Annotated in this window: 13 protein-coding genes; all 13 read right to left on the bottom strand. The window is 64.4% G+C overall.

Annotated elements, in window-relative coordinates:
* Positions 1 to 260: 260 nt before the first annotated feature.
* Positions 261 to 470, bottom strand: a complete 210-nt coding sequence (locus D779_RS12705; protein ID WP_043754595.1) for a hypothetical protein — start codon at positions 468 to 470, stop codon at positions 261 to 263.
* Between the two features lie 191 nt (positions 471 to 661).
* On the bottom strand, positions 662 to 988 hold the full coding sequence (locus tag D779_RS22270; protein WP_043754594.1) for a Mor transcription activator family protein: 327 nt from the start codon (positions 986 to 988) through the stop codon (positions 662 to 664).
* An 11-nt stretch (positions 989 to 999) separates the two neighbouring features.
* A complete protein-coding gene (locus tag D779_RS22265) occupies positions 1,000 to 1,299 on the bottom strand; it encodes a hypothetical protein (RefSeq protein ID WP_043754593.1) in 300 nt (99 codons plus the stop codon).
* Positions 1,299 to 4,106: a phage tail tape measure protein gene (locus tag D779_RS12690; protein ID WP_043754592.1), complete on the bottom strand. Its 2,808-nt coding sequence runs from the start codon at positions 4,104 to 4,106 to the stop codon at positions 1,299 to 1,301. Before D779_RS12690 ends, D779_RS22265 begins: the two co-directional genes overlap by 1 nt.
* A gap of 78 nt (positions 4,107 to 4,184) precedes the next feature.
* Positions 4,185 to 5,165 carry a hypothetical protein gene (locus D779_RS12685; RefSeq protein WP_043754591.1) on the bottom strand — a complete coding sequence of 327 codons (981 nt, stop codon included), beginning with the start codon at positions 5,163 to 5,165 and terminating at the stop codon, positions 4,185 to 4,187.
* Positions 5,166 to 5,211: 46 nt separating this feature from the next.
* A complete protein-coding gene (locus D779_RS12680) occupies positions 5,212 to 6,141 on the bottom strand; it encodes a Mu-like prophage major head subunit gpT family protein (protein WP_043754590.1) in 930 nt (309 codons plus the stop codon).
* 432 nt (positions 6,142 to 6,573) lie between these two features.
* Positions 6,574 to 9,099: a toprim domain-containing protein gene (locus D779_RS12675; RefSeq protein WP_043754589.1), complete on the bottom strand. Its 2,526-nt coding sequence runs from the start codon at positions 9,097 to 9,099 to the stop codon at positions 6,574 to 6,576.
* Entirely contained in the window at positions 9,092 to 9,406 is a 315-nt protein-coding gene (locus tag D779_RS12670; protein WP_157726397.1) for a CHC2 zinc finger domain-containing protein, read from the bottom strand. Before D779_RS12670 ends, D779_RS12675 begins: the two co-directional genes overlap by 8 nt.
* A 2-nt stretch (positions 9,407 to 9,408) precedes the next feature.
* Positions 9,409 to 9,969, bottom strand: a complete 561-nt coding sequence (locus D779_RS12665) for a hypothetical protein (protein ID WP_043754588.1) — start codon at positions 9,967 to 9,969, stop codon at positions 9,409 to 9,411.
* Positions 9,966 to 10,283 carry a hypothetical protein gene (locus D779_RS12660; protein ID WP_043754587.1) on the bottom strand — a complete coding sequence of 106 codons (318 nt, stop codon included), beginning with the start codon at positions 10,281 to 10,283 and terminating at the stop codon, positions 9,966 to 9,968. The genes D779_RS12665 and D779_RS12660 overlap by 4 nt, the downstream gene beginning before the upstream one ends.
* A gap of 452 nt (positions 10,284 to 10,735) precedes the next feature.
* On the bottom strand, positions 10,736 to 10,957 hold the full coding sequence (locus D779_RS12655; protein WP_052348106.1) for a helix-turn-helix domain-containing protein: 222 nt from the start codon (positions 10,955 to 10,957) through the stop codon (positions 10,736 to 10,738).
* A 12-nt stretch (positions 10,958 to 10,969) separates the two neighbouring features.
* Positions 10,970 to 11,659, bottom strand: coding sequence for a Rha family transcriptional regulator (locus D779_RS21160; RefSeq protein WP_157726396.1), 690 nt, complete (start codon positions 11,657 to 11,659; stop codon positions 10,970 to 10,972).
* Between the two features lie 14 nt (positions 11,660 to 11,673).
* Positions 11,674 to 11,880: a helix-turn-helix transcriptional regulator gene (locus D779_RS12645; protein WP_408606013.1), complete on the bottom strand. Its 207-nt coding sequence runs from the start codon at positions 11,878 to 11,880 to the stop codon at positions 11,674 to 11,676.
* Positions 11,881 to 12,108: the final 228 nt, after the last annotated feature.

The following is a 12,108-nucleotide window of genomic DNA, read 5'->3' as shown; positions in this document are numbered from 1 at the left end:
TCCGCGTATGTGAGACTCTGGTGTCGATGCTGCGGAATGTGCTTCTGCAAACAGAAAACGCCGGAAATGGTGCGGTAGAGGTAGGAAGGGGGGATTAAGCCACGAATGTAACACAGGGTTGTATTACAGCAGTTGCTTCTGAGGGGAATGCGTATTCCTTATCTCATTAAGATAGATAAGAAAAAATCGAGGGAATGGTGGCCGAGGTCTATTGAATAATTCTCATATCTTATTGTTATTAAAAGGATAGATTGGGTTCGTTATTTGGAGTTACCCCCATAGTTACCCCCATTTGGCGCTTGATGCCCGTCTGTTCTTGGTGGTGCTCCGTCCAGCATGAACCCAAACGCAGCCGCGATTCGGGCCTCATCGGAGTTGTAGGCGATCTGGTAGGGCTCCCTTCCGTAGCGGTCCAGTTGCTCCTGGGTGTTGCCGAAGGCTTCGGCGATCTTGGCTTGGTCCTGGTTCATGGTGCTTCTCTTGGTTGGTTGTCAGGGCCTCGAGGCCCTTTCGCGTGGCGCAACGGTGTTGCGTCCGCCTTCTGTATCCCGGTATATCTCGCCAAATCCCACGGTAGACCGGCTCGAAATCTCCCATCAGGCCAGCCGGTCGATGGCGAAACCCTTGCTATGTCTGGATGCGCAAGGGAATCCGGGCGCCATCATTGGGCTGGGGCTGCCTGTCGCGATAGGGACCTCATTTTCCTGAGGATCGCGTATATGCGGACCTCTGACAGGTTCCACTTCTTGGACAGGCGTTCGATGCTTACCGTGGTGCCGTCGTACTCAGCCGCGATCTGTCGATCACGCGATCCGCGGTCGAGGCTGTCCAGCTTGGACACATAGATCTGGCTGCCCGCGTAGAGGCCGATGATTCCATAGACGATGTCATCCGCCGCAGCCTCCGCTTCCTCTTCCCCAAGGAGGGTACTGAGAACGTCGATGCAGACGGTCCTGCTCAGGTCGATGAATTCCGTGGTTTTCCTCATGGCGCCTCCCGTCACTGGATCCCGGTAACGTCCGCCCCGCTTGCCTTCATCCGGGCCATGATGTCGCGTTGCATGATGGCTTCCTTGACTGGATCGACGCCCCAGGTGGCGCGGTACTCCTCGATCCACCGCAGGGTTGCGGCCGAGGTTCCGGACGAGTTCTGGATGACGGAGACAGCGAAGTCTCGCCGTTCTTCGAGGGTGTACTTGGCCCCCTCGAAGGCCGCGCTCACCCGCAGATGGATATCCAGGCAGGACTGACAGGTTTCTTCGACCACACAGGGCGTTGCCCCGCACCATTGGCATTTCATCAGGATGCCTCCAGGCCGAGGAGGAAGTCTTGGAAGTCGGCGTTGGCTCTGACCCTGATGGCTTTCAGCACCTCCCACATGAAGCCCTCGAGGTGGGGCGCGAGTCCGGTTCCGTCGATCTGGATCAAGGCATCCCCTCTTTGCAGCGCCTCTGTCTGGGCGATGACACGGGCGATCTCGGCGGTTGCCAGCTCCTTTTGCATCTTCAGTGCATCGGCTCGGTATTCGTTCTCCTTCTTGAGCTGGTCCTCGATCGCGAACCTCTCATAGAAGCTGTCGGCGTCGACGAAGTTGCCGAACAGCGAGCTGATCGTTTCGCCGGTCGAGCTGATGACATTGTCGATCGAGCTGAACGTGGCCTTGACCCGCTCCATGTCGGTCTCGAGTTGGGTGGTTTTCAGCTGAACCGAGAACTCCATCATCCTGATGTTTTCGTTCGATGCGATCTCGGCCATCTTGACCTGGAAGTCCTCTGACTTCTTGGTGGCCTCGTCCACTTTCTTGGCCGTCTCCGAGAGCGAGTCGCCAACCACGCGCGTGGCTTGGCTGAATCCAGTGATCGCGCCCTCGCCGTCGCGGATGACCTCGATCAGCGCCCCCGAGGATGATTTGGTCGTTTCGACCTCGCGTTCGGTCGTTTTCAGGCGCTCGCCGAGCACCTGGGCAGCAGCCGACGCAGGGTCCATGCCTTCGGCCATCAGCCGCATGGCCTCGGCCGTACCGCCCACACGCTCGAGCAAGCTGAATTGCTCGGCCGTGAGGCCGGCGACCGCTTTGGATTGCGTGTCCGCTGCATCCGTCGCGGCTTGCATGCTCTCGGCTTGTCGTTGCGAGGCATCGGCCGCGTTGACCCATGCCGAGGCCGCCTGGTCCCAGACCAGCGCGCCGGACTCGACGGCGGCGTTGAACTGCTCCATCGTCTGGAAGTTGGTGCCCAGCCGTTCGTTCAGGTCGGCGAGCTGCGACTGAGCATCGGCGGTGACCTCGGACATATGCTGGGTCGCGTCGGCTGAGGCTTGCGTCCGAGCCTGGTAGTCATCCCACGCCTTGACGTTCTCGGTGATCGCCCAGGCCCAGGCGCCTAGCGCAGCGGTCCCTGCGGCCAGCGTCGCCAAGGCGGTCGTCATGCCGGCGCTCAGCGTCGGAAATGACCCGCTGAGGGTTGCGACAGCTTCCCTGACTTCGTTGAACAGCTGCGCCGCCGAGCCCAGCGAGCCGCCAAGACTTCCAATCGCGGATGTGATCGGGGACAGGCCGATAGACAGCCCGAGGAGGCTGCCGATGATCTGCTTGGTCGACTCGTCCAGCGAATTGAAATACTCGATGCCCGAGGAAACGATCTCGAAGAAGGGGGCCAGGCCGTCGATGATGCCAACCGTCACGTCGATCAGCGATTCGCCGGAGTCGACCACGAACTGGATCGCTCCAGCCAGACCGTCGACAGTCGTCAGATCGATGTCGAACGCCTGCCCCATGGAGCTTCCCAGGTCGCCGAATGCCCGCACCAGGCCCGAGAAATCGACCCGCTCGAATGCCTCCGGCAGATTCTCGACCACGGCTTCCAGCGTCGCCGCCAGTTCCTCGGCCTGTCCCTTGATCAGATCGAGCAACGGATCCAGGGCGCCGTCGGTGACGATCCCTTTGAAGGCACCGCCAAGGTTCGCAACCTGGCTCACCAGCTCCTGGATCTGACCGCCGTCCGAGATCCTGTCGCCCAGATTCTCCAGCAACTGACGCCACGCCTCTGACGCGCGGTCCAGCTCCGCCGACATCAGCGCCAGCTTGCCATTGACCTCCTTGGCCATGGATCCGACCGCGCCCGTGGTCTTGTCCACCATCTGTGCGGTGTAATCCTGCGCCTTGGCCCAGCCGCCCAACAGCGCCGACATCGCCCCGGCCTGTTCCTTGCCGAAAATGATGGCCGCCGTCTGTTGCTTCTGGGCGTCCGTCAGCGTGTCCCACTTGCCAGCGAGACTGCCCAGGATCTCGTTCGAGGACAGCAGCTCGCCGTTGCTGTCGCTCGTCGCGACACCCAGGCTCGCCAGGGTCTCCGAGGCCTCTTTCGATGGCGTCAGCAACGACAGCAATCCACTCTTCAAGGCCGTCGCCGCGATCTCTCCAGACCCGAAGATATCGACCAGCACGGCGACATAGGCCGCCGTCTGCTCCATGCTCAGACCGGCATCCTTTGCGGTGGGCGAAATGCGCTCGAACCCGGTGACGATCTCCTCGAACTTGCCCGAGCTGATGTCCCCGATCTTGTTGAGCACGTCGCCGACATGCTCGGCCGCCGTCGCCGCCTCGCCGGCCGGAATGCGGAATCCGGCGAGACTCTTCGTGATCGCGTCCGTTGCCGTGCCTGCCTCCAGCTCGCCGGCAATCATCAACTGGGTCGCGGTGACGACCAGCTTGGCCGAGGTCTCGTAGTCGAAGCCAGCCGCCAGAAACCCGGCCACGGCGGCTGCGATCTCATTGGCGTTCTTCCCGTAGGTCAGGCCCAGCTCCTCGACGTCTTGACGAACCTGCTCGAGCGTGACGCCGGATTCCCCCAGCTGCTTCTCGACGAGATACAGACTGTCCTTGAACGTCACCGACTCCTTGATCGCGACCAACCCCAGCGCCACGCCAAGAGCGGTTACGGCTGCATCCGCCTTCAGCACCATCTCGCCCAGCTCCTTGAGCGGCGCGAGCACCTCCGTAGCGCTGTTGCCCATCCGTTCCAGCGAATCACCAGCGCCGTTCAGCACCTCGGATGCCTGGTCCTCGGCCTGGACGATGATCCGAAGGATCTCGGCTATGGTATTCATTCGATTGCCTCTCGATGCCTGATGGATGCCCCGCGTCGTCCAAGGGGCACGCGCCCCTTGGGTGCGGCGGGTGCTTGGCTATGCGTTCGCGGAGAGCGTGACCCCTTGTTCTTGCAGGCTGGCGCGCAGCGCCTTGGAGGCGGCCTTCCTGTACTCGGCGTCGTCCACCAGTCCCTCGACCAGATCGCGGTTGCCGATGCGGGCCGGCGGGAGCTGCAGATTCCACTGCGTTTCGGCGTTGCCGATCATGGCGCTGTCCGGGTCGATGCTGTCCACCAGCCTCGAATAGCCGACGACGATGCCGAGCTTCTCGAGCAGATCCTTGGCCACGTTGGCGTAGTCCTTGACCGAGTCCTGCATCCGCTGCTTGAGATACCAGCCGAGAACCTGGCGCCGCATCTGCTCGCGCCGCTCATGCTCGGCCTTCGCCTCGTCCAGGCGCAGCTCGAGCCCCCGAATCACAGAGAGCAGGCGCTCGCGTTCGGCCGAGCTGGCCGCGACCACCTCAATGGCGGCTTGGCGTCGCTGCTCGAGCGTGTCCAGGTCCTCCTGGGTCGCCTCGCCGAGCGCCATGGCGGCGAGCACCCGCGCGCGCTCGTTCTCGATGGCCTCGAGGTCCTGCATGGGCAACCCATTGAGCTTGGCCCGATGGTCGGCGATCAGCCCCTTGAGGCGTTCCGCGCCCTGCTTGGCCGTGTCCGCGTCGCGCTGGGCCTCGAGGACCTGCTCGATGTCGCCGCCTCCGAGCGTGTGCAGCTCCAGGCGCAACGTCTGACACTGACTCCGCAGGTCCTCGAGCGTGGCGCTGTACTGCCTGACCTCCGCCGCGACGGCCCGATGCGCGCTTCTGGCCTGCTCCAAGGCAGGACCAGGGTCCTCGCGGCGCTGAGCGTTTCCGAGCGCGGCATTCACCGCGGCATCGGCTTCTCGGAGCCGGATCTCGGCGTCGTTCAGCTTGTCCTCGGTGTCTTGGGCCGCCTGTTGCGCCTGCTCGAGCGCGGCGCTCAACCGGGCGTAGTCGTCCTGTGTCTTGAGGGTGGATGTGGGCTTGGACTTCATGGATTGGCTCCCTGGCTTGGTCGATGGATTGGCCGTGCACGGCCGTCTAGTCTTCCCCGGTCGAGGCGAAGGCCAATTGCGGTAGGGTGTACCCAGCCACCGCATCGGCCTCGAGGCCGAACAGGAATTGGCCCTTCTTGACGACGTAGCTGTCCTTGGGGTTGGTCACCTTGACGAAGGTGGGCTTCTTCCGCTGCAGCAGCACGAACGGCTTGAGGCCGAGACTTTCGCCGAACAGGAACCAAGCCCTGTCATTGGTCAGTTCCGGCCAGATCTCGAGCGTGATGCGGTTCTTGTAAGGGTTGGCTGTGCCGTCGTTGAGGCAGCGATGGTTGGCGAGGACGAGCGCGATATCCTCCAGCGCGACAGGCACCACGAGCTTGATCTTTCTGATCTTGACTGGCCTGCCGCTTCGATTCTTCATCGTTCCCAGCGCGGTCAGTCCGGCGCCCAGTGAAGCGATGGCGTCCTCTTGAGATGCGGCCGACAGCGCCACTGTCCCCATGTTGGAGAAGGTCGACCTGGCACCGTTCTTCTTCAGGATCGGATGCTCTGTGTCGAAGAACGGCCGGTCGTCCCAGCATGGAGCGGTGAAACTCGCGTTCACCGCATCCGCGACGCGCTCATCCGGGAACGCGGCGGCGAGCTCGCCGAGGCCCTCGATCTTCTTGCGAATGATCTCGAGACGATCCGCTTGCAGATCGCGGCGCTTCACGCCAATGGTCACCTCGTAGGGCTCGCACGTCAGGGAATAGCGGTCCTGGCTCAGCAGGAACAAGGAATGGATGTATTTGTCGCCGCGCCACTCGCGCCAGTTGGGGAGATCGGGCATGAAGACCTGGTCTTCGGTAATGCTGGAGGTATCCAGCACGTTCGCGACGTCCTGATACCGGGTCGGCGTGCGCTCGAGCGCGGCGTTGAAGGTCTTGTTGAGGTCCTGGTAGACCTCTTCGATGTCGACCGTGTTCATCAGCATGCGGGGTGCCCTCCGCTGTCGTGGATGTTGCTCTCTGTCGTGCGGCTCAGCTGGTCAGGCTCGAATCGCATGGTCTGGTCCTGGTTGCGCGATCTGGCGAAAACTGCACCCCCCTCCCTACGAAAAGTGGTAACAGTGGTAACGCTTGGCTTTCTCCTTGAGAGACAAGCGCTTAGCTCTGGGGAATCGGCGCTTTTCCGCTTCGAAGTGGTAACAAAAGTGGTAACAGGCCCGAAGAGCCGCCCAGACCGCCGGGGAGGCGTTACCACTTCTGTTACCACTTGCATTCCTGAAAAGGCCATTTTTCGGACTCTTTTTTCCTTTCTAATCAAAGCTCTTTCTAAGCGTTACCACTGTTACCACTTCTGGTAGGGGAGACCCCTCAACTTTTCCGGTCGGCGCTCGAGCCCCCCCTGTTGCTGGGGCGTCGGTCTATCCCTGGTCGGCGTCCTCCCGCTGCTCGATCAGCCCCAGCGGCATGACCAGCACGCGCCGGGGATTGGTGGCGATCCGCACCACGCGGGTGGTCCGGTCCACTGAACGCGCGTCGCGCTGCTCGGCGTTGCCTCCGAGCAGGAATCCCCGGTCCCAGAGCTGCCGCTTGAGCGCGGTCGGGCGCAGGTTGAGCGGGGTGTCGATGCGCTTGGCGGCCGAGTAGACCGCCTCGAGAGTGGTGGTCGGAAGCAGGTACAGCTCCTGCTTGGCCGGGTTCACCCAACCGATGTGGACGCCGCCCGGTTCGTCGCCCCGCCAGCCGAATGCCTGCGCCTGCTGCTCGGGCCGGCTGTCGAACAGGTCGCGCAGATGTGCCCCGCCGGAGAGCAGAAGGTCGGTGAGAATGGAGACGAAGGCGTCGGCCGGCTGCGAGTTGGCGATGCGTCGCTCATGGTCCTTGGCCAGGTCGAACAGGATCCGCTTGGCGTTGCCGATCTGTTCGTGCCCCTGGTCGCGGGTCAGGACGCCCGCGCCGATCCAGTGCTCGACCGCAATCCCGTAGCCGATCAGCAGGTACGCGACCTGCTCGGGCGTGCGTCCGCTCAGCCCGTACTCGAGGCCAGCGGTCCGCCATGCCTGCCATTCGGCTCTGAGCGCCGCGCAACGGTCCTCGAAGCCGTCGGCCATGACGCATACGCAGTCGGCCAGCGAGCGCGCCAGGAGCCCAGCGCGGGCGTCCGCCTGGGTCTGGTTGAGGTGCTCGAGGTCGAGTATTCCCGGGCGCATGGTGACCCCGATCACGCGGGCGTTGATGCTCTCTCCGCCGGGCCACTGCTCGGCGGTGCAGAGCGCCATGGCGCGCGGCTTGCGCTCGGCCTGGAGGCGGATGTCGGCGGTCAGGCGACCGCGCCCGGTGCGGTTGCCGATGCTGCGAATCACGGTGGCCACGGTCTTGTCGAGCTTGGCCTGGTCCGAGGCCGAGGGCTGCGGGGCGTAGTCGTCGAGGATCGCCAGGGCATCGGCGAGCAGGAACAGCTTGAGCCCGATCGCGTTGGCGGTATCGAGCCAGCTCGCGGCCAAGCGGGTACGCTCCATGCCCGCGCCGAAGTGTGCCCCCATGATCGCCGCCAGGGTGCTCTTCATGCTGCGGCTCGGCCCCTCGAGCCACACCGCGAAATCGACCCCGAGCGGTTGCGCCATGGGTGCCAGGTAGGTGCAGGCGAGCAGGGGCACCGCGACCTCGGGAGGCGCGACGCGGTGCACGCGATAGCTCGCCTCGGCCGCCTCCCGGCGCCGGGCCTCGTCCGCGCTCGGTTCCGGCAGCCGGTAGAGTTCGGCCAGCTCCCCGAGATCGACCTCGATTCCAGGCACGACGCCATCGGGGCCGATGACGGCCCCCGCCGAGAGATATACCCATGCCCCATCGATCCGACGCCAACCGGTGTGGGTATAGGTGGTCCGCGAGCGCACCTGCTCCGCGCCTTGGTGGGACAGCAGCTGGATGGCGTACTTCAGATGGTCCTTCGCGCCTTGGCCCGGGTGGGTCAGGGCGGCGGTGCCCCAGTGCCGGGCCGGCCAGTCCATGCGGTTGAACTGCTCGATGGTGAGACTGATCGCCGGCAGATCGCGCCCGGCCATGGTGCCCGTGATCGCGATGGTCAGGGCGCGCTCCTCGCCATCGTCGCGGGTGACCTCCTCGACGATGCGGGCGGCGAAGTTGGCGAGCTGCTGCTCGATGGGGTCGCCCCCGGGCGAGCGGGTCAGGCGGAAGGTCCCGCGCTCGTTCATGACATAGGGCTTGGGCTCGCCGATCTCGCGATAGGTTGCCGGCTCCTTCGCCCCGGTCTCGCCGCCCCAGTCCTCTGGGGCCTGGCCCTGGATGTCGGCGACGCTCGCCACCAGGCGCGCGCGCAACCCCTGGCGCTCCTGCTCGGTGAGCGGTGGCGGAAGCAGCCCGTTCCAGTCGTGGCCGAACTCGCGCATGCGCTCGGACAGCCAGTCCGCAGCTCCAGCCCCTTCGGTGGCCGGTGTGCCTTCCGGCTGCTCGAGCAGACACTGGCACTCGTCGCCGATCAGGTTGGCGACGGTCGCGGCATAGGACCGCCCGGGTTCGTCATGGTCGGGCCAGACGAGGACCTGGCGCTCTGCCTCGAGCGCGCGCCGCAGGGGTTCCCAATCGGCCTTTCTGGCCGCCTTGCCGCCTCCTTGCGAGGTGACGGCAGCGAAGCCGATCCCCTGAAGCGCGGCGGCGTCCTTCTCGCCCTCGCACACCAGGATCGGCCCGGGCCGGTCGAGGGTGTTGAGACCGAACAAGGGGCGCGGTTCGTCGGGCGCCTTGGCCTTGGGGCGGCCCTGGTCGTCCTTGGCGAAGAAGGGCACCACGAGCTTGCGTCCCTCGCGCTCGAAGCGCACCACGGCGCCCAGGGGCGTTCCGCCCTGCTCGGGGTAGTAGTGCCATTCATGGGCGCGGCTGAAGGTTTCGCCGCTGTCGCGGTCCTTCCATGTCTGGGGGAAGCTATTCATCCTCGCGCCCCCCGTTGAACAGGAACCGCTCGGCCAGGTCGCGGATGGTCTCCGGAAAGTCCAGGCCGTGCCGGCGCTGGTGGAAGGCGAGGATGTCGCCACCCTTGGCGCCGCAGGAGAAGCAGCAGAAGGCCCCGGTATCGAGGTTGACCCGGAAGTTTCCCCGGTGCTGGTCGTCGTGGAAGGGGCACAGGCCGCCGTCGACCCATCCCGCGTGGCGGGTATGGGGCATGGTCGGCAGCTCGCGGCGGTAGTAGGCGGACGCGGGCAGCGCCGCCTTGAGTACATCGGCACTCAGGCGGCTCATGGTCAGACCCTCCCGACCAGCTCGGCGCATCCGTCGCGCGCCATGGCAAGGTCGATCGCGTCGAACAGGGCGTCATCAAGACGGCTGTCGTTCCAGTTCGCGGCGATTCGGTGCAGCCGTTTGAGCGCGCGACGGTCGGTCTCGGACAGGCGTGGTTCGGGGGATGCCTCGACGGCGAAACCCGCCAGGTCGAGCCGATAGGCGCGGTCACCGGCAATGCGCATGCGGATGTGGCCATCCTCGAGCGTCACATCCGCCCACTCGAGCCAGGTGCATCCGGTCGCCAGGGCGGCCGCTTTCCCGAGGTCGGATGCCGCTTCCAGCATCACGGCGGCGGCTTGCTTCTCGCGGTCGATCGCCTCGTTCGCCTGTCGGATCGTCGTCAGATAACGATCGTGCGCGATGTTCCAGGCGTCCCTGGGCGCCGAGGTGGATTCCTTCAGCGCCGAGGTGGCCTCGATCTCGCGGTCGAGGGCCTCGCGGGCGAATTGCGCCGCGTCGAGATGCCGCACGCGGGCCACGATCCACGTCAGCACCAGGGTGGTGTCGATGCGTGCGTTCATGCCGTTGCCCTCCCGTTCGCGGCGGAGCGGAGCGCCACCAGCTGCCCATCGACGGCATCGAGCAAGAACGTGGCAATGCGCAACTGTTGCGAGGCGCCACGCGCAATGGCTTCAACGCTTGGCGGGTAGAGGGTCACCTCGCCGGGTCGATGGGAGGCCTGGGTGGAGTGGTCGGACAACAGCTCGAGCGAGCCCCGGACGACCTCCAGCAGGTCGCGCAAGGCTTCTTCCGGGTGATTGTGGCTGTGGCAAACAGCCTCGAGGACGTTCCGGGCGAGGGAATCGCGATCGATAGAGTCAGAGAGGTTATGCATTGGGTCAGTCTCCAAGGGGTTCTTGAGACCGACCGAACAGGCGGGCAGAGGCGCAGACAGACGGGGAGTGCAGACGCACCAATCCCGTTCGAGTAGAATTGTCCTGCCGGTGCAAGCCGAGTTCTGGTCGGGTTGCTTTGCGCGGGACGGAGTTGGCGCTCCTGCCCGCGACGGCTCCCACGATAACCGAACTGTGGAATTCTTCGCAACGCCCCGATGGGTCGGCCCTGTCGGGGCGTTCTTGTGTGTGCGGGTTCCACGCGGCTCGGCCGACGGCGTCGACATCGGTCATCGGTCGACTTTCCGCTGGGTGCTCGCGGTCTTCCTGGAACCGCCCTGGCGCCCCAGGGAGTCCATGCCACCGTTGGCCTTCTGCCATGATTGCTCGAACCTCCCGTTGCGCCATCGGTTCGCGAGCGTGATTCCACGGCTACGGATCCTCGCTTTTCCGCTCATGTCCGCCTGCACTCCTCCAGGAATCGGTCGAGATCGGCGACCGCGTAATAGACGCGCCGGCCGACCTTGAGGTACGGGACGCGCTTGCGCTTGGTGGTCACCCAGTTGGCCAGCGTGTGCTCCGGGATGCCGAGATACTCGGCCGCCTGGGCGCGCGTCAGCCGCTGCTGGCGGATCTGCAGCAGCTCGGGCGGGAGGGTTGAGTGGGGTTCGGTCATGGTGGCGCCAGCTCAATCACGGGAAAATCCCGTATTACGCGGCTCGCCATCACTGAGCCGCTTGGTGCGCTCCCTGATGGCGAAGGCGGCCAAGCGGCTCTTGCGGGTCTCGTAGTCCAGGCCGGCCAGGATGAACGCGCGGTTGCGATCGCGGACATGCTCCAGAAGGGCGGCGTCCCCATTGCCAAGGGTCTGCTCGTCGATCCTCCCGAAACGCCCGGTGACCACCCAATTGCAGAGCTTGTTCTCAGCCATGTGCTGACGGCTGTCGGTGCGCTTGCCAGCGGCCGAGCGGATTTCGACCAAGGCGTCCATCATCGACTGATGCGCGTCCCGTTTCGCCCGCAGGATCTCTTGGCGCGGCGGGTTGGCGTAGAGCCTGGCGATCTCGTCCAGGGCCTGGCGGAACGCTTTGACCAGCGTCAGCTTGAAGCGCCGAACGATGGGGGTATTCCGGAAGAGTGTGATCGCGAACGTCGCTTGGTCCTCATTGAGGATGGCGATCTCTCTCCGCTGGGTGCCGCCCGATGTCTCAAAGGGTCGCGTTTCAAACGCGAGCCGGCCAAGTTCCTCGAACTCCGATCGGTACTTACGAATCATCGCGAGCACCTGCTTGTGCTGGATCGCGCACCCCTCGGTGATTGCGAGGCTCGTCGTCGTGGCTTGGCGGTTGCGGATCTCGACGATGGCAGTGTTGGTCATTGCCTTGGTCCTCATCACGCGGCCTGTTGGCGCGATTCGATCCAGGCGGCCACGTCAGACTCACGCCAACCGACGGCGCGCTCTGACAGCTTGATGGACTTCGGGAAGCGGCCCTTGGACATCAGGGCGTAGACGGAAGCTCTCGACAGGCCGGTGCGGGTGACGACTTCCGGCATGCGAACGATGCGGGTTGGCCGGTTGGCCGAGTCTGTTGATTTCACTGTACGTCTCGCGATGTCGTTGACATGGCGAGACGTTATATGTGCCGGTGGGTGGTTGTGTTCCTATAGGGCTGGTGGGGGAGCCCTATAGGGTCATTTTCAGTCTATTTTGCGAGCGTCTGTGACAACGCTGACGATGGCCATGATCATAACCCTGGCCAAGACCGAGTGCGGATGTAGGTGATTAGGGTGACAAGAATTGGCAGGACCCTCTCCCGTGCGTACCCT

It is taken from the genome of Imhoffiella purpurea (genome assembly GCF_000585215.1).
GTDB classification, from domain to species: Bacteria; Pseudomonadota; Gammaproteobacteria; order Chromatiales; family Chromatiaceae; genus Imhoffiella; species Imhoffiella purpurea.
The sequence above is the reverse complement of the archived record's forward strand: the minus strand, read 5'-3'. Positions and strand labels throughout refer to the sequence as shown.

Coding starts and splice junctions, on each gene's coding strand:
- D779_RS12680 (WP_043754590.1), bottom strand. CDS start 6,141: ATGCTGATGAACACGGTCGACATCGAAGAGGTCTACCAGGACCTCAAC.
- D779_RS12665 (WP_043754588.1), bottom strand. CDS start 9,969: ATGAACGCACGCATCGACACCACCCTGGTGCTGACGTGGATCGTGGCC.
- D779_RS22265 (WP_043754593.1), bottom strand. CDS start 1,299: ATGAAATGCCAATGGTGCGGGGCAACGCCCTGTGTGGTCGAAGAAACC.
- D779_RS12670 (WP_157726397.1), bottom strand. CDS start 9,406: ATGAGCCGCCTGAGTGCCGATGTACTCAAGGCGGCGCTGCCCGCGTCC.
- D779_RS12705 (WP_043754595.1), bottom strand. CDS start 470: ATGAACCAGGACCAAGCCAAGATCGCCGAAGCCTTCGGCAACACCCAG.
- D779_RS12660 (WP_043754587.1), bottom strand. CDS start 10,283: ATGCATAACCTCTCTGACTCTATCGATCGCGATTCCCTCGCCCGGAAC.
- D779_RS12685 (WP_043754591.1), bottom strand. CDS start 5,165: ATGAAGTCCAAGCCCACATCCACCCTCAAGACACAGGACGACTACGCC.
- D779_RS12675 (WP_043754589.1), bottom strand. CDS start 9,099: ATGAATAGCTTCCCCCAGACATGGAAGGACCGCGACAGCGGCGAAACC.
- D779_RS12655 (WP_052348106.1), bottom strand. CDS start 10,957: ATGACCGAACCCCACTCAACCCTCCCGCCCGAGCTGCTGCAGATCCGC.
- D779_RS22270 (WP_043754594.1), bottom strand. CDS start 988: ATGAGGAAAACCACGGAATTCATCGACCTGAGCAGGACCGTCTGCATC.
- D779_RS12690 (WP_043754592.1), bottom strand. CDS start 4,106: ATGAATACCATAGCCGAGATCCTTCGGATCATCGTCCAGGCCGAGGAC.
- D779_RS21160 (WP_157726396.1), bottom strand. CDS start 11,659: ATGACCAACACTGCCATCGTCGAGATCCGCAACCGCCAAGCCACGACG.